A 19706-nucleotide genomic window follows, 5' to 3' on the forward strand; every position below is an offset into this window, starting at 1 on the left:
AGTACAGGATGGCCCCCGGGGCGTCATCCGACGAGGGCGGTGACCACGGTGGCCAGCCCGGTCAGCACGACCAGGCCCAGGGTGAGCAGCCGGAACGGGCCCTGCGGCACCCGGGCGGCCCAGCTGTTGCCCAGCGCGTTGCCCAGCAGGCCACCGGGCAGCCAGCAGGCCAGCAGCACCCCGATCCGGCCGACCTCGACGTCACCGGCCAGCCCGATCAGCGCGAGCGCCAGCCCGTTGCAGACGATGAAGTACACCGCCAGGTCGGCCACGAACTGCCGGGGCGCCACCTGCTGCCGGGCGAGCAGGACGACCGGCGGCGGGCCGTTGAGCGAGGTGGTGATGCCCAGGAAGCCCCCGAGGAGGCCGGCCGTGCCCGCAGCCAGCCGCGGCGCCCGGGCGCTGCCCGCGGCCACGGGATCGGCGGGACGCAGCAGCAGGTAGCCGGCCACCACCACGGCGACGGCACCGGCGGTGACCTTGAGCGCGTCCCCGCCGACCACGTCCCGCACGAGGTAGCCGATCAGCAGCCCGGGCACCGACCCGGCGACCAGGTCCGCGGCCCGGCGCCGGTGCACCGACCGGTGCAGCCGGGCGATGGTCGCCAGCCGGGTCAGCAGGCCGATCGCCAGGTTGACCACGACGACGTCGGTCAGCTCCATGCCGAGCAGCAGCAGCACCGGCGTGCACACCAGCGAGAAGCCGAAGCCGGTCACGCCGCCGAGCAGGCTGGCGCCGAGGACGACGACCCCGCCCGCGACCAGCAGCAGCGGGGTCACCCGGGCAGGTAGACGCCGGGCTCGTCGAGGGCGTGCTGCCACACCGGCGCGCCGGCGATCTTGACCTCGGCCGCCGACAGCGCCCGGCGGTAGGACCCGACGCCGTCCCAGGCGGTGTGCAGCGCGAACAGCTCGGGGTCCTCGGCGGCGCGACCCAGCTCGCCGTCCCGGAAGCCGGGCCGGGCGCGCAGCGCGGCCAGCAGGTCGGCGGCGGCGGCAACGACGGCCGGGACGTCGGCGGCCGGGACACGCAGGCGGGTGACGGCGAACACCGGCAGGCTCCCCTCCGCCGGCGCCCGGCGAGGTTGACAATGGTTCTCATGCGCTCGGACGATGGTGCCATGCCGGCGTCCGTGACCTCCCCGTCGCGGACCGTCCCGAGCGACGTGCAGGCGGCCAGCGAGCTGTTGACCGCGCTCGCGTCGCCGTTGCGGTTGTCGATCGTGACGCTGCTCGACGAGCACGGCTCGCGCTGCGTGCACCAGCTGGTCGACGCCCTGGGCGTGCCGCAGCCGCTGGTCTCCCAGCACCTGCGGGTGCTGCGGGCGGCCGGGTTGGTCACCGGGGAGCGCCGGCACCGGCAGGTCGACTACCGGCTGGTCGACGCGCACGTGGCGCACATCGTGCGGGACGCGATCGACCACGCCGGCCACGGTCGGCCGGTCGAGGCGACCGGGGCGACCGCCTGATGGCCCGCACCACGCGCCAGCGCGCCGCCGTCGCCGCGGTGTTCGACGACCTGGACGGCTTCCACAGCGCCCAGGAGGTGCACGCCCGGCTGCGCACGGCGGGCGACGGGGTGGGGCTGTCGACGGTCTACCGCGCCGTCCAGGCGCTGGCCGACGACGGCGAGCTGGACTCGATCCGCACCGACTCCGGCGAGGCGCTCTACCGCCGGTGCAGCACCCAGCACCACCACCACCTGGTCTGCCGGGTGTGCGGTCGCACCGTCGAGGTGGCCGGGCCGACGGTCGAGGCGTGGGCCGACCGGGTCGCCGGCGAGCACGGCTTCGCCGACGTCAGCCACACCTTGGAGATCGTCGGCACCTGCTCGCAGTGCCGCGCCGTGTCCGCTCAGGCGCTGCCGAACCTGCGCTGACGCGAGGCGTACTCCTCGCAGGCCTGCCACAGGTGCCGGCGGTCGAAGTCCGGCCACAGCGTGTCCAGGAAGACCAGTTCGGCGTAGGCGGCCTGCCAGAGCAGGAAGTTGCTGGTCCGGTTCTCCCCCGAGCTGCGCACGAACAGGTCGACGTCGGGCATGTCCGGCTCGTCGAGGAACCGGGCGACGGTCTTCTCGTCGACCTTGTCCGGGTTGATCCGGCCGGCGGCCACCTCGCGCGCGATCGCTGCGGCCGCGTCGGCGATCTCGGCCCGGCCGCCGTAGTTCACGCACATGGTGAGGGTCAGGACGTCGTTGTCCTGGGTCAGCTCCTCGGCGACCTCGAGCTCCTTGATCACGCTGCGCCAGAGCCTGGGACGGCGACCGGCCCAGCGCACCCGCACCCCGAGCTCGTGCATCTCGTCCCGGCGCCGGCGGATGACGTCGCGGTTGAAGCCCATCAGGAAGCGGACCTCGTCGGGGCTGCGCCGCCAGTTCTCGGTCGAGAACGCGTAGGCGCTGATCGCCCCGATGCCCAGCTCGATGGCACCCTCGACGCAGTCGAACAGCGACGCCTCGCCCGCCTCGTGCCCGGCGGTGCGCGGCAGCCCGCGCTGCTTCGCCCAACGGCCGTTGCCGTCCATCACGATCGCGACGTGGTGCGGCACCTTGTCGGCCGGGATCGGCGGCGGGGTGGCCCCCGACGGGTGCGGGTTCGGCTGCTTCACCTCCCGCTTCACGTGCGGTCCACCAGCGGGAGCGAGCGCAGCCCGCGCTCCAGGTGCCACTGCAGCAGGGCGGCGACCAGACCGCTGCCCTCCCGGCGGTTGATGGCGAGGCTGGCCTCGGCCTGCCCCCAGTCGCCGGACAACAGTGCCTCCAGGAGTTCGATGGTGACCGGGCTCGGCATCGCCGAGCCGGTGGGCCGGCAGGACGGGCACACGGTGCCCCCGGCCGGGACGGAGAAGTGCCGGTGCGGACCGGCCTCGCCGCAGCGCGCGCAGTCGCCGAGGGCCGGTTCCCAGCCGGCCACCGACATCGCCCGCAGCAGGAACGCGTCCAGCACCAGCGGCGCCGGCTTCTGCCCCTCGGCCAGCGTGCGGAGCGCCCCGATGACGAGCAGGAACATCCGCAGCGACGGCTCCTTCTCCTCCGCCGTCAGCCGGTCGGCGGTCTCCAGCACCGCGGTGCCGGCGGTGTAGGCGCGGTAGTCGCCGACCACGGCCGGCCCGTAGGCGCGGATCGACTCGGCCTGGCTGACGATGTCGAGGTTGCGCCCGGTGTAGAGCTGCAGGTCGACGTGGCTGAACGGCTCCAGCCTCGCCCCGAACTTGCTCTTGGTCCGGCGCACGCCCTTGGCCACCGCGCGCACCTTGCCGGTGCGCCGGGTCAGCACGGTGACGATCCGGTCGGCCTCGCCGAGCTTCTGGGTGCGCAGGACGATGCCCTCGTCCCGGTAGAGCGCCTGCGGGGTCGTGGACAACTCAGTAGCCGAGCCTGTTGAGCTTCTTCGGGTCGTCCTGCCACTCGCCCAGCACCGTCACGTGCAGGTCCAGGTGCACCCGGCCGCCCAGCAGCGTCTCCATGCCCACCCGGGCCTCGCTGCCGATCGCCTTGATCGTCTGCCCGCCCTTGCCCAGCAGCATCGGCTTCTGGCTGGCGCGCTCGACGTGCAGCAGCGCGTGCACCTCGGTGAAGACGGCCTCGGGGTCGCGCGGGTCGGGCTTGCGGATGAGCTCCTCGATGCTGACGGCGAGGGAGTGCGGCACCTCCTGGCGGACCTTCTCCAGCGCGGCCTCGCGCACCAGCTCGGCGAGCTGCCGCTCGACGTCTTCGTCGGTGGTCTGCTCCTCGGGGTACAGCGGCGGCCCCTCGGGCAGCAGCCCGATCAGCAGGTCCTCCAGCAGGCCGACCTGGTCACCGGAGACGGCGCTGACCGGCACGACCTCCCGGGCGTCGACGAGCTGGCTGGCCGCCAGCAGCTGCTCGGTGATGGCCTTCTTGCTCGCCGTGTCGGTCTTGGTGACGACGACGACGATGGGCGTGGACACCGCCTTGAGCTGGCGGGCGATGAACGCGTCACCGGACCCGACCGGCTGGTCGGCGGGGATGCAGAACACGATGACGTCGACGTCGGCCAGGGTGTCCCGGACCACGTCGTTCAGCCGCTGCCCCAGCAGGCTCTTGGGCTTGTGCAGCCCGGGGGTGTCGACCAGCACCAGCTGGCCGGCCGGGCGGTGCACCACCCCGCGGATGGCGTGCCGGGTGGTCTGGGGGCGGTTGCTGACGATGCCGACCTTCTCCCCCACCAGGGCGTTCGTCAGCGTGGTCTTGCCGGCGTTGGGCCGGCCGACCAGGCAGGCGAAGCCGCTGCGGTACGGCGGCTGATCGGGGAGGGTCACGCCGTCCAGTCTCCCACCCGGTACCGACGACCCGAGCCGGCTCGTCAGCCTGGCCACAGCGCGGCCCCGGTGACACCCTTGTGCATGACCACGACCCAGGACATGCCCTCGGTCCACGACTGCACCGTGGACAGCTGTTCCTACAACGCCGACCACGGCTGCCACGCCGGCGCGATCACCATCGGCGGAGACCACGCCCACTGTGGGACCTTCGTCGAGATCTCCTTCCGCGCGGGGCTGGAGCGCACCGGCGTCGTCGGCGCCTGCCACCGGTCCGAGTGCGTGCACAACGACGTCCTCGAGTGCACGGCGGCGTCGGTGCAGGTGGGTTCGGCCGCGGACGCGGCCGACTGCCTCACCTACCGCCCCCGCTGACCCCGGGACGCCCGCGGGTCGCTCAGGACGCGAGCAGCTCGAGCCGGCGGGGGTCGGGCACCTGCTCCACCGCGAGGGTGGCCGTGCGGAGGGCGGCGTCGGCCACCCCCAGCACGGCGACCGGGTCGTCGTCGTCGACGAGCACTGCGCTGCCGGCCGCGGCGACCGGGCGCAGGGCGGCGAGCACCCGCCGCCGCTCCGGCGCGGGCAGCCCGGCGGTGAGCCGGTCGACCAGGACCACCGGTGCGGCCTGGGCGAGCGCTGCCTCGACGGCGCCGAGCCGGGCCGGCACGTCGTCGCCGGCCGCGGCCGACAGCCGCAGCACGGGCAGCGCGCCGTGGCCCTCCCCGCAGCGGGCACTGCCCGGGTCGAGGGCGGCGAGCACGGCGGCACGTTCCGCCGACGGTCCCAGCAGCACGGTCACACCGCCGACCGGCAGTCGCAGTCCCATGAACTCCTCCTCGTTCCTGAGGAAAGGCTAACCTTCCTGCCGCGGTGCCGCCGACCGGCCGGGTCCGCCACCTCTGGGACGATGGCCGCATGCCCGCCCGGTCCCGACGTGAGAACGGTGAGCCCCTGGTGGTCCGGGCGGCGCTCGACCGGGAGCGGCACGTCAGCCAGGTGACCAGTTACGGCTACCTCGCCCGGCGCGGCCCCAAGCGGCACGTCACGGTGACCCCGCGCCCGCTGCGGTACTGGCAGTACGACCCGGCACGCCCGTGGGTGGTGGCGGTGACCGTGCTCGCCGTCGTGGTCTGGCTGGCGTTCCTGGGCTGGCGGGACGGTGGGACCGCCGCCGCCGACGAGGCGCCCCTGGCGATCGGGCTGGCGGTCGTCGTGCTGCTCGGGGCGACCGGCCGGTTCACCATCGGCGACCACGCCGTCTCCACCGACATCGCCGGTCTGCGGCAGGTGTCCTCCTTCGGCGTCGTCCCGCTCGTGCTGGTGTCCGATGTGGTCGAGGGCCGCGCCCCGCAGGGCTGGCCGACGCCGAAGGGGCGCGGCGGCTGGTGGCCCGGGCGGCGCCGCATCAGCGTGCGGCACCTGGACGCCGACGGGCTCACCGAGAAGGCCTTCACCGTCTGGGTGCGCGACCCGGCCGCCGTGGCCGACGCCCTCGGCCGACCGCTGCCCCGCTAGTCCTCCTCCAGTCCCGGGGTCAGCAGCCGGGCGCGGGTGGCCCGGCGGACGGCGTCCAGCCGGGACGTCGACCCCAGCTTGTTGTTGATGTTGGACAGGTGCCGCTTCACGGTGCCCTCGCTGATCTGCAGCTCACCGGCGATCGCCTGGTTGGACCGGGCGCGGGAGACCAGGGTGAGCACCTCGAGCTCGCGGGCCGACAGCACCGAGGCACCCGGGGCCGCCAGCCCGGCCAGCCCGCCGCGGGAGACCGACAAGGTCACCATGTCCGGCGCTCCCCCGGTGCTGGCCCGGATGGCCGAGACCAGCTCGTGGTGCCCGATCGTCTTGATCAGGTAGGCGGAGGCGCCGCGCAGCAGCAGCTGGCGGGCCAGCGTCGTGTTCTCGTGCATGGTCAGCACGACGATCCGGGTGGACGGCGAGGCGCTGCGGATCTCCACCAGCGAGGTCAGCACCGACTGCCCGGGCATCTCGACGTCGAGCAGGACGACGTCCGGGCGGTGCTCGCGGGTCAGCCGGACGGCGTCCTCCCCGTTGGCGCCCTCGGCGACCACCTCGATGCCCTCATGGACCGCGAGCAGGGCGCCGAGGCTCTCCCGGAAGAGCCGGTGGTCGTCGACGAGGAGCACCCGCAGGGCCTGCGGCGCGCCGGTCATGCCGCCCTCGGCAGCGGCACGGTCAGCGCCAACCGGACCCCGCCGGGTCCGGCCTGCAGCAGCACGTCCCCGCCCAACCCCTCCGCGCGTTCCTGCATCGACGCCAGGCCGACGGTGCGGCTGCCGTCGACCGCGGACGGGTCGAAGCCCGACCCGTCGTCGGCCACCGTCGCCCGCAGCCGTCCCTCGGCCACCTCGACGTCCACGTCGAGCCGGGTGGCACCGGCGGCGTGCAGCAGCGAGTTGCGGACCGCCTCCCGGATGATCAGGTAGCTCTCCTCCTTCACGTGGGCGGGCAGCGGGTGCGCGTGCTCGCCGGCGTCGGTGAACGTCACCTCCCGGCCGGCCGGGACGGCGAAGTCCAGGTACTCCTGCAGCGCCTGGCCCAGGCTCCGCGGCCCGACGACGTCGCGCAGCCGGGTGGCCATGCCGCGCACCTCGTTGAGGGTGTCCAGCAGCACCTGGCGGGTGTTGCGCAGCCGGCCGACGTCGGGGGTCTGGCCGCTGGCGAGCAGGTGCAGGGCCAGGTCGACGCCCTGCATCGCGGCGCCGATGCCGTGGCTGGTGGAGTCGTGCAGGTCACGGGCGACCCGTCGGCGCTCGTCCCGGTTGGCGTCGCTGAGCCGGGCCAGCAGGACGTCGACGTAGGCCACCGCGGCCGGCAGCACCAGGGCGTCGATGACCTCGTGCAGCACCACGGCGACCCGCTCGGCGGGCAGCTCCGGGTGGGCAGCGGCCAGCGGCGGCAGCGCCGCGCGGAACAGCAGGCCGGCCGCGCGCAGTGACTCGGCCGGGTGCACGCCGGTGCGGGCCCGGGCCGCACCGACGTCCGGGCCGACCGGGGCGACCGGCATCGGCATCCCCCGCAGCCGGGCGTGCGCGACCCGGAGGACGGCGGCCGCCCGCGCGCCGAGCTCGGCGCGGGTGTCGTCGTCACCGGCCAGCCGCGGGGCGACCTCGGCCACCCGGGCGACGAAGGCCGCGACCACGGCGGCGTCGCCCTCGCCGTCCCGGTCATCGGCCGTCATCCCGGCACGCCCGGCAGCACCGCCGGCCCCCTCCCGGCACCCGCCGCGAGCCTGCGAGTGGTGGGCAGGAGGGGGTCCTTGTGCATGCGCGCACGATAGGGGAACGACCCCGTCCTGTTGCCTGGACGGTGTCGGGTGGGTCACACGGCGGTGCTGTGGACCGCGCCGTCCGGGCCGGCCAGCAGCACCGGTGCCGACGGCGTCAGGTCGTGCACGGCGGCCAGCCCGGCCGGCTCCACCGACTCCGCGCTGCTCACCACGGCGGCGGCCTCCAGGCCCTGCACCCCGCTGGACACTGCGGCCGCGACCGCCGCCTGCAGCGCCGACAGCTGCAGCGACGCCAGGGAGACCGTCGCCGCCAGGTAGGTGCGGCCGTCGGTGTCCCGCACCGCGGCCCCCTCGGCCGCACCGGTCCGGCCACGGGCCGACCGGGCCAGGGTGATCAGCTTGGCGTCCTCGGGGTCCAGCTCTGCGGCGGTCACCAGAGGAGTCTCCCGTCCGTCGGTCCGGCCCTCCCGCAGGGGCCCGCCGCGAGCGTGCGAGCGGTGGGGGGCGGGAGGGTCCTTCCTCAGCCTTCCACGGCGGCGTGCTCACGCTCCCGGGCGGGCTGCTCGGCAGCGGCCTCGTCGTCGGCGCCCACCTCGGGCACCCGGCAGACCAGGATCGTGTCGATCTGGTTGCGCCGGCCGCCGGTGCTCTCGGCGACCAGCCGGAGCCCGCCGACCACGGCCTCGGACCCCTCGATCGGCACCACGCCCAGCTCGCGGGCGAGCAGCCCACCGACGGTCTCGACGCCGTCGTCCTCGGGCAGCTCGACCTTGAACAGGTCAGCGAGGTCCTCGACGGGGAGCCGCGCGGTGATCCGCACCGACCCGTCGGGCAGCTCCTCGACCGGGGGGCGCTGCACGGCGTCGTGCTCGTCGGCGATCTCGCCGACGATCTCCTCGAGGATGTCCTCGATCGTGACCAGCCCGGCGAAGCCGCCGTACTCGTCGACGACGACCGCCATGTGGGTGCGCGAGGCCTGCATCGCCCGGAGCAGCTCGTCGACCGGCTTGGACTCGGGCACGAACGTGGCCGGGCGCATCAGGTCCTCGACCCGCGGCTCGCTGGCCCGGGAGTCCGAGGAGCCCTGCGAGCGCCGCACCAGGTCCTTCATGAAGACCACGCCGACGATGTCGTCGACGTTCTCGCCGATCACCGGCAGCCGGCTGAAGCCGCTGCGCAGGCAGAGCGCCAGGGCCTGGCGCAGGGTCTTGCCGCGCTCGATCCACACCACGTCGGGCCGGGGCACCATCACCTCGCGGGCGATGGTGTCACCGAGCTCGAAGACGCCGTGGATCATGTTGCGCTCGCCGGCCTCGACGACGCCGCGCTCCTCGGCCATGTCGACCAGCTCGCGCAGCTCGACCTCGCTGCTGAACGGGCCGTCCCGGTAGCCGCGCCCCGGGGTGATCGCGTTGCCGACCAGGATCAGCAGCGTCGCGATCGGCCCGAGCACCCGGCCCAGCAACCGGATCAGCGGCGCCGCCGCCATCGCCACCGAGTAGGCGTGCTGCCGACCGATCGTGCGGGGGCCGACGCCGATGAGCACGTAGCTGACCACCGTCATCACCGCGATCGCGGTGAGCGAGGCGACGGCCAGCCCGTCGACGAGCCGGTACACGACCAGCGCGACCAGCACGGTCGCCGCGCTCTCGCAGGCGATCCGGAGCAGCAGCAGCAGCGCGACGTGCCGCGCCCGCTCCTCCATGACCACGCCCAGCGCGCCGGCACGCTTGGCCCCGTCGCGGCGGAGCTCGTCGACGCGGGCCTTGCTCAGCCGCTGCAGCGCGGCGTCGAGCGCGGCGAAGACGCCGGCGACCAGCACCAGGGCGACGGCGATCACCAGCAGGACGATCGCGGTCGCGCTCATCGCGCGCCCGGCTCCACCGGTTCGCCGGTGACCGGCCCGCTCGTCACCGGCTCGCCGGTGACCGCCTCCCGCGGGATGGAGCGGAAGCCCTCGAGCAGCGAGGACTGCAGGCCGAACATCTCCTTCTCCTCCTCGGGCTCCATGTGGTCGTACCCGAGGAGGTGGAGCACGCCGTGGGTGGCGAGCAGGAGCAGTTCGTCGGCCATCGAGTGGCCGGCGGCGCGGGCCTGGCGGACCGCGACGGCCGGGCAGAGCACCACGTCGCCGAGCAGCGCCGGACCGGGGTCCGGGTCGTCGGGGCGGGCGGTGTCCAGCTCGTCCATCGGGAAGGCCAGCACGTCGGTCGGGCCCTTCTCGCCCATCCACCGCTCGTGCAGGCTGGCCATGTAGTCGACGTCCACGCACAGCACGGAGAGCTCGGCCAGCGGGCTGACGTCCAGGGAGTCCAGCACGTACCGGCAGACACCGGCCAGCGCGTGGGTGTCGACGGCGATCTCGGACTCGTTGGCGACCTCGACGGGCACGCCGCTCAGCTCCCCTGCTGCCGGGTGGGCCGAGCGGGCCGGGTGGCCCGGGCCGGGCCTGTGGCGGAGGGCTGCCGGGTGGCGTCGAAGCGCTCGTAGGCGTCGACGATGTCCCCGACCAGCCGGTGCCGGACGACGTCGGTGCTGGTCAGCGTGCTGAAGTGGACGTCGTCGATGCCGTCGAGGATCTCCCGCACGATCCGCAGCCCGCTCTGCGCGCCACCGGGCAGGTCGACCTGGGTGACGTCGCCGGTGACGACCATCTTCGAGCCGAAGCCGAGCCGGGTGAGGAACATCTTCATCTGCTCGGCGGTGGTGTTCTGCGCCTCGTCGAGGATGACGAACGCGTCGTTGAGCGTCCGGCCGCGCATGTAGGCCAGCGGGGCGACCTCGATCGTCCCGGCCTGCATGAGCCGCGGGATGGACTCGGGGTCGACCATGTCGTGCAGCGCGTCGTACAGCGGCCGCAGGTACGGGTCGATCTTGTCCGACAGCGAGCCGGGCAGGAAGCCCAGCCGCTCGCCGGCCTCGACCGCCGGCCGGGTGAGGATGATCCGGTTGACCTGCTTGGTCTGCAGCGCCTGCACGGCCTTGGCCATCGCCAGGTAGGTCTTGCCCGTACCGGCCGGGCCGATGCCGAAGACGACGCTGTTGGTGTCGATCGCGTCGACGTAGCGCTTCTGGTTCAGCGTCTTGGGCCGGATGGTGCGGCCGCGCCGGCTGATGATGTCCAGGCTGAGGACGTCGGCCGGGCGCTCGGAGCCACCGGCCCTGAGCATGGCGACCACGCGGCGCACCGAGTCCGGGCGCAGCGTCTGACCGGTGGCCAGCAGGGCGATCAGCTCGTCGAAGACCCGGACGGCGAAGGCGTTGTCCGCCGGCTGCCCGGTGATCGAGATCTCGTTGCCGCGGACGTGGACGTCGGCGCTGAGCTCGCTCTCGACCAGGCGGAGCAGCTCGTCCCCGGAGCCCAGGAGGGCGACCATGGAGACGCTGTCGGGGACGGTGATGGAGGTGCGGACGGCGGCCGGCGCGGCCTGCGCGTCCGGGACGCCGGCTCCCGCGGCGCGCGCGGAGAGCTCACGTTGGCTGGCCGCGCCGGGGGCGGCGGGGACGGCGTCTGGTGCGGTGTCGGGCAAGTACGCTCGACCCTGCCTTCCTGCGACGGGGCTGTGACCCGATCGAGTCTACTCGCGCCGGGCCGCTGTCGGCCTGCCTCGCGGGAACCGGGTCAGCGCACCCCGGAGCGCCGCTCCCGCTTGACCCGGTACATGGCCTCGTCGGCCCGGGCCAGCACCGCGCCGGCGACGTCCGCCCCGGTGGCCAGCGTGACGCCGACGCTCACCCCCACCCGCACCTCGACGGGTCCTGTGGGTCCCCGGCCGACGACCACCGGGGCGCCCACCGCCGCGACGATGCGGGCCGCCAGCGCGGCCGCCGCGGCCTCCCCGGGCACCCCCGGGCAGACGGCCACGAACTCGTCCCCGCCCAGCCGCCCCACGGTGTCGCCGGGACGCAGGACCGTCTGCAGCCGGCGGGCGGTCTCCTGCAGCACGACGTCCCCGGCGGGGTGCCCGTGCTCGTCGTTGACCGCCTTGAACCCGTCGAGGTCGCAGAAGAGCACGGCCAGCGGCAGCCCGGTGCGGGCCGTCGTCGTCAGCCCGTGCTCGACCCGGTCGACCAGCAGCCCGCGGTTGGGCAGCCCGGTCAGCGGGTCGTGCAGCGCCTCGGCGCGCAGCCGGTCCTCCAGCTCCCGCTGCCTGGTCACGTCGGCCAGCGCGACGACGGCGCCCAGCAGCCCGCCGTCGGAGTCCCGGATCGCCGAGCCGGTCACCGACAGCCGGCGTGCCGGGCCGGACGGCGGCGCGGCGACGATCTCCAGGTCCTGCACCCGCCCCTCGCCGAGCGCGCGGGCCGAGGGCATGTCCTCCGGCCGCAGCGGCGTCCGGCCGTCCGCGGCGAAGAGACTGCCGAAGGTCTGGCCGACCGGCGCGAGCCGCTCACCGAGCCGGACGGGACCGTGCCAGTCGCGGCAGACCTGGTTGAACTGCTGCACCCGTCCCTGCTCGTCGACGGCGAGCACCCCGACCGGCAGCGCGTCCAGCAGTGCCCGGTCGAAGGCGTGCGCGCGAGCCAGCTCGGCGGTCAGCGCCTCGGCCCGTTGCGCCTGCCGGTCCCGCTCCAGCAGCGCGACCACGACGTCGGCGAGGTCGGCCAGCCGCTGGAGGTCCAGCGGGGTGAAGGCGTGCGGCTCCGGGTCGAAGACGCACAGCGTGCCGATGACGACCTGCTCGACCCGCAACGGCGCGCTGACGTAGCCGCGGACCCGGCCGTACCGGCCGTCGACCCAGGGGTTGGCGCGGAACCGCTCGTCGACGAGCAGGTCCGTGCTGGCGAAAACGTCCTCGGTGAGCCGCCGGGTCTGCTCGCAGAGCGACTCCTCGCGGGGCGAGGGGCCGCCGACGAAACCGTGCGTGGCCAGCTGGCACTGCTCTGCGGTGTCCAGCACGTTCACCGTCGCGCACGGCGCCCCCAGCAGCGCCGCGGCGAGCCGGACGATCGTGCCGAGCTCCGCCTCCGCGGCGAGGTCGGACAGCCTGAGGCCGGCCACGACCTGCGCCTGCCGGGCGCGCAGGGTCGTGGCGGCACGGTGCGGCGAGGGACGGGTCACCTCGGGGGCATCGGCGCGCGGCGACGTCCGGACCAGCCCGTCTCCCCCGGAGGGAGGGGCGCTCAGCCGGGCGGCCAGCCCAGCCCGCGGCCGCCGAGCACGTGCAGGTGGACGTGGTGCACCGTCTGCCCGGCCTGCGGGCCGGTGTTCGCCACCAGCCGGTAGCCCGGCTCCGCGCCGTCGGCGGTCACCAGCCCCTCCTGCAGCGCGACGGCGTGCGCGGCGGCGGCCAGCTCGCCGGTGAGCCCCGGGTCCGCCGTGGCCAGCGCGCCGAGGGTGGCGTGGTGCTCCTTCGGGACCACCAGCACGTGCGTGGGCGCCTGCGGGTTGATGTCCCGGAAGGCCAGCGTTCGGTCGGTCTCCCGGACGACGTCCGGCGGGATCTCCCCGGCGACCATGCGGCAGAACAGGCAGTCGCTCGGCGGCTCGCTCATGCCGCCGACTCTAGAACGCGCAGGTCAACGAAACGAGACAGTTCGTTGGGCGGTACACGATCCGCTTTCTCGGCTGCAACCCGACCTCGGTCCGGCCGACCACGGGACATCGTGGAGCGGATCAACGAGACCCAGCACATGATCGGCGGCGTGCTCACCGAGCAGGCCGCGGTCACCCGCAGCATCGTCGAGCTGAGCTGACCACGCAGGCTCCGGCGGGGTGGGCGACGATGAGCGCCGTCCCCGTCGTCGCCCCCGGAGGTGTCCCGTGCCCGTCCCCAGCCCCCATCCGAGGACGTAGTGAGCCGCCGTCGCGCCGTCCGGTCGGGTGGCCCCCTCGAACTCCCCAGCACCACCAGGCGCGGCTTCCTCGGTGGCGGCGCCGCCGTGCTGGCCGCCGCGCTCGCCGCCTGCGGCCGCACCTCCCCCGTGTCGTCGTCCGTGTCGTCGTCGGGGGGGACGGCGAGCTCCCCCGGTGCCCGCGGGTCGCTGAGCATCGGGGCGATCCCCGACCAGGACCCGCAGGTCCTCCAGCGGCTCTACGGCACGGTCGCCGACTCGATGTCGACCGCGCTGGACCTGGACGTGGCCTACCAGCCGGTCACCGACTACGGCGCCGCGGTCTCCCTGTTCCGGACCGGTGACCTGGACCTGGTCTGGTTCGGCGGCCTCACCGGCGTGCAGGCCCGGTTGCAGACCCCCGGCGCCGAGCCGATCGCCCAGCGCGACATCGACGCCGACTTCCACTCGGTCTTCGTGGTCAACACCGCGACCGGGCTGGCGCCGTCGGACGACCTGACCCCGTTGGCGCCGCTGCGGTTCAGCTACGGCAGCGAGACCTCCACCTCCGGCCGGCTGATGCCGGCGTGGTTCCTGCAGCAGCAGGGCGTCGACCCGCAGGGGTTCCCCGGCGGGCCCGGCTTCTCCGGCTCGCACGACGCGACGCTGGCGCTGGTCGCCGCCGGCACCTACCAGGCCGGGGTGCTCAACGAGCAGGTGTGGACCTCGCGGGCCGCGGACGGGTCGGTCGACCCCGCGGTCGTGCGGTACGCCCGGACCCCGGGCTACCACGACTACCACTGGCTGCTCGGCCCCGGCGCGACCGACCGGCTGGGCGAGGACCTCGGCGACCGGCTGACGGGGTACTTCACCGGGCTGCCCGCCGGGAACGACGTCCTGGAGCTCTTCGGCGCCGCGTCGTTCGTGGCGACGGAGGCCGGGAACTACGACCAGATCGAGGAGATCGGCCGGCAGCTGGGACTGGTCAGCTGAGCGCCGTCCTGCGACTGGACGGTGTGGAGGTCCGCTTCGGCGGTGCGGCGGCGCTCACCGGCATCGACCTCACCGTCGCCGCCGGCGAGCGGGTGGCGGTGATCGGCCCGTCGGGCGCCGGGAAGTCGACGCTGCTCGCGCTGGCCAACGGCTCGGTGGCCCCGACCGCCGGCACGGTGCAGGTGCTCGGCGCCGTCCCCGCGGCCCTGCGCGGCCGGGCGCTGCGGCAGCTGCGGTCCCGGGTCGGCACGGTGCACCAGCACCTGGAGCTGGTCGGCCAGCTGCGGGTGGTGCACAACGTCAACGCAGGCCGGCTGTCGAGCTGGTCGGCCGGGCGGGCCGCCTGGTCGCTGCTGCGCCCGCAGGGCGTGCCTGAGGTGCTCGACGCACTGGGCGCGGTCGGGCTCGCCGACCGGGTCTTCGAGCGCACCGACCGGCTCTCCGGTGGGCAGCGCCAGCGGGTGGCGGTCGCCCGGCTGCTGGTGCAGCGCCCGGAGCTGGTGCTCGCCGACGAGCCGGCGTCGGCGCTCGACCCGGTGCTCACCGACCGGGTGCTCGAGCTGCTCGCCGGCCTGGTCACCGAGGGCGGCGGCGGGATGGTCGCCTCGCTCCACGACCCGGCGCTGGCGTTGCGGCACTGCACCCGGGTCGTCGGGCTGGTCGCCGGCCGGGTGGTGCTGGACGCCCCGGCCTCGGCGCTGACCCTGGCCGACCTGGCCGGCGTCTACGGCGCCCGGCGGTGACGACGGTCCTGCCGGCGCCGGTCGCCGTCCCGGCCCTGCAGCGGGTGCGCGCCCGGTGGGCGTGGGGGCTGGGCGCGGTCGCCGTCCTCGCCTGGTCGCTGGTCGGGGCCAAGCTCCTCTCCGGGAACGTGGTCAACCCCGCGGGCTCGGCGCAGTTCGGCCGGTTCGCCTCCGCCGCGCTCTCCCCCGCGCTGGACCGGCCCTTCCTCGGGGTGCTCGCCTCCTCGGTGCTGATCACCGTCGCCTACGCCGCCCTGGGCGCGGCACTGGCGGTCGCGCTCGGCGCCCTCGGCGCGGTGGCGGTCGCCCGCACCACGTGGGGACGGCGGCGGCTGGGCTGGGCGCTGTCCCGCGGCGTGCTCGCCGTCCCGCGCGGGCTGCACGAGGCGGTGTGGGGGCTGCTGCTGGTCAACCTGCTCGGGCTGGACCCGTGGGTCGGCGTCCTGGCGATCGGCATCCCCTACGGCGCGGTCACCGCGAAGGTGTTCGCCGACCTGGTCGACGAGGTGCCGCGCGGCGGGCAGGAGGCGCTGCTGGCCACCGGGGTGGGGCGGCTGCCGGCCGCGCTGTACGGGCTGCTGCCGCCGGCGTCGGGCGGGCTGCTCGCCTACTCTTTCTACCGGCTGGAGTGCGCGATCCGCTCGGCCGTCGTCCTGGGGCTGATCGGCGCCGGCGGGCTGGGCTACCAGTTGTCGCTGTCGTTCAGCGCGCTGCGCTGGGACGAGGTCTGGTCAGCGGTGTACGCGCTGTCCGCGCTCTGCGTGCTGGCCGTGGTCGCCGGCCGGGCGGTGCGCCGCCGGCTCGCTGCGCCGCGCTCGTCGGCCGACCGGCTGCGCCGCGACCCGGCGCTGACCGCGGCCGTGCTGGTCACCCTGGCCGGGGTGGCGTGGTCGTGGTGGTACCTGGCCGTGTCGCCGGCCACCCTGGTCTCCGACCGGACCGGGCAGCAGCTGGCCTACGTGCTGCGGGCCGCCTGGCCGCCGGACACCGACGGCCCGTTCCTGCGCGAGGTCGGCACCGCAGCGGTGGACACCGTGCAGATGTCGGTGATCGCCATCGCGCTGGCCACCGTCGGGGCGGTGCTCCTGGCCGGGGTGGCGGCCTCCCCCGCGGGCCGGGTGTCGCTGCCGCGGCGGCTGGCCGGCATCGCCGTCCGGCTGGCGCTGCTGGTCCTGCGCGCGGTGCCGCCGCCGGTCTGGGCGCTGGTCCTGCTGTTCGTGCTGCTGCCGGGCGTGCTGCCCGGCGCGCTGGCGCTCGGCGTCTACACCCTGGGCGTGCTCGGCCGGCTGGCCGCGGAGGCGACCGAGGAGCTGGACCCCCGGCCCCGGGACGCCCTGGCGGCGCTCGGTGCCCGGCCGGTGGCGGGGTGGCTGTACGGGGTGCTGCCGGCGGCGACCGGGCCGGTGCTGGCGTTCGCGCTGTACCGCTGGGAGGTGGCCATCCGGGACACGGTGTTGGTCGGCCTGCTCGGCGCCGGCGGGCTGGGTGCGCTGCTGGCCTCGCGGCTGGCGCGGTTCGACTGGGGCGCGGTGACCACGGTGCTCGTCGCCCTGGTGCTGCTGACCGTCGCCGTCGACCTGGTCAGCGCCCGCGCCCGCGCCGCCCTGAGGTGATCCCTGCGTTGATCATGGGCGTCGTGTTCGTCGCCGCGCCGCTGTCCGGCCTGTCGCCGGCAAGAGCCCCATGATCAACCGCGGACTACCGCCAGCGGGTGCGGGCGCTCAGCGCGGCCAGCGCGGCGGCGCCGGCGGTCGAGGTGCGGAGCACCTCGGCGCCCAGCCGGACCGACTGCGCGCCGGCGGCGCGGAAGGCCACCACCTCGCCGTCGGTGAGCCCGCCCTCGGGCCCGACGATGACGGCGATCGTGCCGGCCGTCGGGACGTCGATCGCAGCGAAGGGCTGGCGCGCCTGCTCGTGCAGGACCAGCGCCAGGTCGACGTCGGCGAGCATCCCGCACACCTGACGGGTGCTCATCGGCTCGGTCACCTCGGGCACCCGCGGACGACGTGCCTGCTTGCTGGCCGCCCGGGCGGCGGAGCGCCACTTGGCCAGCCCCTTGTCGACCCGGTCCTCCCGCCAGCGGGTCACGCAGCGGGCCGCGGTCCACGGGACGACCCGGTCGACACCGAGCTCGGTGGCGAGGTCCACCGCGAGCGGTCCGCGGTCGCCCTTGGGCAGCGCCTGGACCAGCACGAACGTCGGGGACGGCGCCGGGACGTCGTGCCGGGCCAGCACCTGGACCTGCAGCGTCGCCGACCCGGCGCCGAGCACCGAGCCCTCGACGACCAGGCCGCGGCCGTCGGCGACCCGCACCCGCTCACCGACGGTCAGCCGCAGCACGTCCACGGCGTGCCGGCCCTCGGCGCCGCCCACGGTGAGCACGTCGCCGGCCGGCAGCTCGTCGAGCAGGAACAGCGGCGCACCGTCGGCCTGCAGGGTGCCGGCCGGGGTCTCGCTCATCGGCCGTTGAACGCGTCGCGGACCCGGGAGAACAGCCCTCCGGTGTTGGCGCCGGTGCCGTCGGTGAGGTCCTCCCCGCGCAGCCCGGCGAGCTCGCGGAGCAGCTCGGACTGGCGGTCGTCGAGCCGGGTCGGGGTGGTGACGTCGAGGTGGACGAGCAGGTTGCCGCGGCCGGTGCCGCGCAGCCGCGGCGCACCGTGCGCGCGGAGGGTGAGCACGTTGCCCGACTGGGTGCCCGGCTTGATGGTGAGGTCCTCGTGGCCCTCGAGCGTCTCCAGCTTGAGCGTGGTGCCCAGCGCGGCGGCGGTCATCGGCAGGGTGACCCGGCAGTGCAGGTCCTCGCCGTCCCGGGTGAAGACGTCGTGCGGCCGCTCGTGCACCTCGACGTACAGGTCACCGGCGGGGCCACCGCCGGGGCCGACCTCGCCGTAGCCGGCCAGCCGGATCCGCATGCCGTCCTCGACCCCGGCCGGGATCTTGACCGGGATGGTGCGGCGGGACCGGACCCGGCCGTCGCCGGCGCACTGCGGGCAGGGGTTGGGGATCACCTGGCCGGTGGCCTGGCAGGTCGGGCACGGCCGGCTGGCGATGACCTGGCCGAGGAAGGACCGCTGCACGCTCTGCACCTCGCCGCGGCCGTTGCAGGTCGCGCAGGTGGTCGGGTGGGTGCCGGGCGCGGTGCCGGCCCCGGTGCAGACGTCGCAGAGCACCGCGGTGTCCACGGTGATCTCGGTCGTCGTCCCGAAGACCGTCTCGTCGAGGTCGAGGTCGACCCTGATGAGCGCGTCCTCGCCCTCCCGGGTGCGGCTGCGCGGCCCGCGGGCACCGGCCGCGCCGCCGAAGAAGGCGTCCATGATGTCGCCGAGACCACCAAAGCCGGCGCCGGCGCCGAAGGGGCTGCCCGCACCGCCGCGACCGGTCTCGTACGGGTCGCCGCCGAGGTCGATGATCCGGCGCTTCTCCGGGTCGGTCAGCGCCTCGTAGGCGCGGCTGACCTGCTGGAACTGCTCCTTCGCCCCCTCGTCGGGGTTGACGTCGGGGTGCAGGTCGCGCGCCATCTTGCGATAGGCGCGCTTGATGTCGGCGTCACTGGCTCCGGGCTTCAGGCCCAGCGCGCCGTAGTAGTCGGTTGCCATCGGGCGTTCTCGTCCTCAGCTCTCGGCCAGCAACTGGCCGACGTAGCGCGCCACGGCTCGTACCGCGGCGATGTTGCCTGCGTAGTCCATCCGGGTGGGGCCGACGACACCGAGGCCGCCGAGGGCCTGGTCCCCCGACCCGTACCCCACGGAGACGAACGAGGCACCGGTGAGCGCCTCGTGCTCGTTCTCCTCGCCGATGCTCACCGTCACGGTGCTCGGTCCCACCTCGGCCATCAACCGCAGGACCACGACCTGTTCTTCCAACGCCTCCAACAACGGCCGGACGGTGTGCGGGAAGTCCAGCGCGCTGCCGCGGGCGAGGTTCGCCGTCCCGCCGATCACCAGCCGGTCCTCCGACGGCTCGACGAGGGTCTCCAGCAGTGTGGCGCTGACCCCGGCGACCAGCGCGCGCAGGTGCGGTGGCGCGCTGTCGACCAGGTCGCCGACCTTGTCGCTGGCCTCGGCGAGCTTCGCGCCGGCGAAGGCGGCGTTGAGCAGCGAGCGCAGCTCGGCCACGGTCTCGGCCTCGGTCTCGACCGGGACCTCGACGACCCGCTGCTCGACCCGGCCGGTGTCGGTGATCAGCACCATCAGCAGCCGGTGCGCGGCCAGCGGCACCAGTTCCAGGTGCCGGACGGCGCTGCGGGACAGCGTCGGGTACTGGACGACGGCGACCTGGCGGGTGAGCTGGGCGAGCAGCCGGACGCTGCGGCCCAGCACGTCGTGCAGGTCGACCGCGCCGTCGAGGAAGCGCTCGATCGCCTTGCGCTCGGCGACCGACAGCGGCTTGACCGCCGACAGCCGGTCGACGAAGAAGCGGTAGCCCTTGTCGGTGGGCACCCGGCCGGCGCTGGTGTGCGGCTGGGTGATGTACCCCTCCTCCTCCAGCACCGCCATGTCGTTGCGGATGGTCGCCGGGGAGACACCCAGGTCGTAGCGGGCGGCCAGCGCCTTGCTCCCCACCGGGTCGTTGGTGGAGACGTAGTCCTGGACGATCGCCCGCAGCACCCGCAGGCGCCGGTCGTCGTGCGCCACGGCTGACACCTCCCGTACCGGTTCGACGAGCCCG

General features: G+C 74.9%; 24 protein-coding genes. 7 read left to right on the plus strand and 17 right to left on the minus strand.

Translation table 11 applies throughout. The features are described from left to right. Positions 1-23: 23 nt before the first annotated feature. Positions 24-779, minus strand: a complete 756-nt coding sequence (locus FHL79_RS04200; protein ID WP_171058004.1) for a sulfite exporter TauE/SafE family protein — start codon at positions 777-779, stop codon at positions 24-26. Continuing rightward, the gene (locus FHL79_RS24955; protein WP_171058005.1) at positions 776-1051 is read right to left on the minus strand and encodes an antibiotic biosynthesis monooxygenase; all 276 of its coding nucleotides are present in this window, start codon (positions 1049-1051) and stop codon (positions 776-778) included. The genes FHL79_RS04200 and FHL79_RS24955 overlap by 4 nt, the downstream gene beginning before the upstream one ends. 69 nt (positions 1052-1120) lie before the next feature. On the opposite strand from FHL79_RS24955, the gene FHL79_RS04205 reads away from it, so the two are divergent. Together FHL79_RS04205 and FHL79_RS04210 are read left to right on the plus strand one after the other, a co-directional pair. Next, a complete protein-coding gene (locus FHL79_RS04205; protein WP_218938317.1) occupies positions 1121-1468 on the plus strand; it encodes an ArsR/SmtB family transcription factor in 348 nt (115 codons plus the stop codon). Further along, positions 1468-1878, plus strand: a complete 411-nt coding sequence (locus FHL79_RS04210; protein WP_138757368.1) for a Fur family transcriptional regulator — start codon at positions 1468-1470, stop codon at positions 1876-1878. The genes FHL79_RS04205 and FHL79_RS04210 overlap by 1 nt, the downstream gene beginning before the upstream one ends. On the opposite strand, the gene FHL79_RS04215 is transcribed toward FHL79_RS04210, so the two are convergent. The 3 genes from FHL79_RS04215 to era are packed head-to-tail and all read right to left on the minus strand — an operon-like array spanning position 1854 to position 4280. Continuing rightward, positions 1854-2618: an isoprenyl transferase gene (locus FHL79_RS04215; protein WP_171058006.1), complete on the minus strand. Its 765-nt coding sequence runs from the start codon at positions 2616-2618 to the stop codon at positions 1854-1856. The two genes, FHL79_RS04210 and FHL79_RS04215, sit on opposite strands and share 25 nt — an antisense overlap. Continuing rightward, positions 2615-3361 carry a DNA repair protein RecO gene (gene recO / locus FHL79_RS04220; protein WP_138757370.1) on the minus strand — a complete coding sequence of 249 codons (747 nt, stop codon included), beginning with the start codon at positions 3359-3361 and terminating at the stop codon, positions 2615-2617. The genes FHL79_RS04215 and recO overlap by 4 nt, the downstream gene beginning before the upstream one ends. A 1-nt stretch (position 3362) precedes the next feature. Further along, positions 3363-4280, minus strand: a complete 918-nt coding sequence (gene era, locus FHL79_RS04225) for a GTPase Era (protein ID WP_138757371.1) — start codon at positions 4278-4280, stop codon at positions 3363-3365. 84 nt (positions 4281-4364) lie between these two features. On the opposite strand from era, the gene FHL79_RS04230 reads away from it, so the two are divergent. After that, positions 4365-4655, plus strand: coding sequence for a DUF1540 domain-containing protein (locus FHL79_RS04230; RefSeq protein ID WP_138757372.1), 291 nt, complete (start codon positions 4365-4367; stop codon positions 4653-4655). Positions 4656-4677: 22 nt separating this feature from the next. On the opposite strand, the gene FHL79_RS04235 is transcribed toward FHL79_RS04230, so the two are convergent. Further along, positions 4678-5106: a hypothetical protein gene (locus FHL79_RS04235; protein WP_138757373.1), complete on the minus strand. Its 429-nt coding sequence runs from the start codon at positions 5104-5106 to the stop codon at positions 4678-4680. Between the two features lie 89 nt (positions 5107-5195). Here FHL79_RS04235 and FHL79_RS04240 point away from each other — a divergent pair, with 89 nt between their 5' ends. Next, the gene (locus FHL79_RS04240; RefSeq protein WP_138757374.1) at positions 5196-5795 is read left to right on the plus strand and encodes a hypothetical protein; all 600 of its coding nucleotides are present in this window, start codon (positions 5196-5198) and stop codon (positions 5793-5795) included. On the opposite strand, the gene FHL79_RS04245 is transcribed toward FHL79_RS04240, so the two are convergent. The 8 genes from FHL79_RS04245 to FHL79_RS04280 form a co-directional block, all read right to left on the minus strand. Further along, the gene (locus tag FHL79_RS04245) at positions 5792-6451 is read right to left on the minus strand and encodes a response regulator (protein ID WP_138757375.1); all 660 of its coding nucleotides are present in this window, start codon (positions 6449-6451) and stop codon (positions 5792-5794) included. The two genes, FHL79_RS04240 and FHL79_RS04245, sit on opposite strands and share 4 nt — an antisense overlap. Further along, positions 6448-7479: a sensor histidine kinase gene (locus FHL79_RS04250; protein WP_138757376.1), complete on the minus strand. Its 1032-nt coding sequence runs from the start codon at positions 7477-7479 to the stop codon at positions 6448-6450. Before FHL79_RS04250 ends, FHL79_RS04245 begins: the two co-directional genes overlap by 4 nt. Before the next feature lie 140 nt (positions 7480-7619). Beyond that, positions 7620-7961 (minus strand): cytidine deaminase-like protein, encoded by a 342-nt coding sequence (locus FHL79_RS04255; protein ID WP_138757377.1) that lies wholly within the window; start codon positions 7959-7961, stop codon positions 7620-7622. Positions 7962-8047: 86 nt separating this feature from the next. Continuing rightward, on the minus strand, positions 8048-9394 hold the full coding sequence (locus FHL79_RS04260) for a hemolysin family protein (protein ID WP_138757378.1): 1347 nt from the start codon (positions 9392-9394) through the stop codon (positions 8048-8050). Beyond that, on the minus strand, positions 9391-9918 hold the full coding sequence (gene ybeY, locus FHL79_RS04265; RefSeq protein WP_138757379.1) for an rRNA maturation RNase YbeY: 528 nt from the start codon (positions 9916-9918) through the stop codon (positions 9391-9393). The genes FHL79_RS04260 and ybeY overlap by 4 nt, the downstream gene beginning before the upstream one ends. Positions 9919-9923: 5 nt before the next feature. Then, a complete protein-coding gene (locus tag FHL79_RS04270) occupies positions 9924-11057 on the minus strand; it encodes a PhoH family protein (RefSeq protein WP_218938318.1) in 1134 nt (377 codons plus the stop codon). A gap of 92 nt (positions 11058-11149) precedes the next feature. Then, positions 11150-12589, minus strand: a complete 1440-nt coding sequence (locus tag FHL79_RS04275) for a sensor domain-containing diguanylate cyclase (RefSeq protein WP_138757380.1) — start codon at positions 12587-12589, stop codon at positions 11150-11152. A 62-nt stretch (positions 12590-12651) separates the two neighbouring features. Beyond that, positions 12652-13023, minus strand: a complete 372-nt coding sequence (locus tag FHL79_RS04280; protein ID WP_138757381.1) for a histidine triad nucleotide-binding protein — start codon at positions 13021-13023, stop codon at positions 12652-12654. Between the two features lie 300 nt (positions 13024-13323). Between FHL79_RS04280 and FHL79_RS04285 the strand changes: the two genes are divergently transcribed. The 3 genes from FHL79_RS04285 to FHL79_RS04295 are packed head-to-tail and all read left to right on the plus strand — an operon-like array spanning position 13324 to position 16651. Continuing rightward, positions 13324-14295, plus strand: a complete 972-nt coding sequence (locus tag FHL79_RS04285) for a putative selenate ABC transporter substrate-binding protein (RefSeq protein WP_138757382.1) — start codon at positions 13324-13326, stop codon at positions 14293-14295. 23 nt (positions 14296-14318) lie between these two features. Continuing rightward, complete coding sequence (locus FHL79_RS04290) at positions 14319-15038, plus strand: phosphonate ABC transporter ATP-binding protein (RefSeq protein WP_246080338.1); 720 nt, start codon at positions 14319-14321, stop codon at positions 15036-15038. Further along, positions 15035-16651, plus strand: a complete 1617-nt coding sequence (locus FHL79_RS04295; RefSeq protein WP_138757383.1) for a PhnE/PtxC family ABC transporter permease — start codon at positions 15035-15037, stop codon at positions 16649-16651. Before FHL79_RS04290 ends, FHL79_RS04295 begins: the two co-directional genes overlap by 4 nt. An 85-nt stretch (positions 16652-16736) precedes the next feature. Here FHL79_RS04295 and FHL79_RS04300 read toward each other — a convergent pair whose 3' ends face one another. From FHL79_RS04300 to hrcA, 3 genes are read right to left on the minus strand one after another with little or no spacing between them, the layout of a single operon-like run. Next, entirely contained in the window at positions 16737-17498 is a 762-nt protein-coding gene (locus FHL79_RS04300; protein ID WP_138757384.1) for a 16S rRNA (uracil(1498)-N(3))-methyltransferase, read from the minus strand. Next, the gene (gene dnaJ, locus FHL79_RS04305; protein WP_138757385.1) at positions 17495-18634 is read right to left on the minus strand and encodes a molecular chaperone DnaJ; all 1140 of its coding nucleotides are present in this window, start codon (positions 18632-18634) and stop codon (positions 17495-17497) included. Before dnaJ ends, FHL79_RS04300 begins: the two co-directional genes overlap by 4 nt. 15 nt (positions 18635-18649) lie before the next feature. Beyond that, a complete protein-coding gene (hrcA, locus tag FHL79_RS04310; protein ID WP_138757386.1) occupies positions 18650-19672 on the minus strand; it encodes a heat-inducible transcriptional repressor HrcA in 1023 nt (340 codons plus the stop codon). Positions 19673-19706 lie beyond the last annotated feature (34 nt).

The sequence above is a fragment of the Modestobacter altitudinis genome (assembly GCF_005930475.1).
Lineage (GTDB): Bacteria > Actinomycetota > Actinomycetes > Mycobacteriales > Geodermatophilaceae > Modestobacter > Modestobacter altitudinis.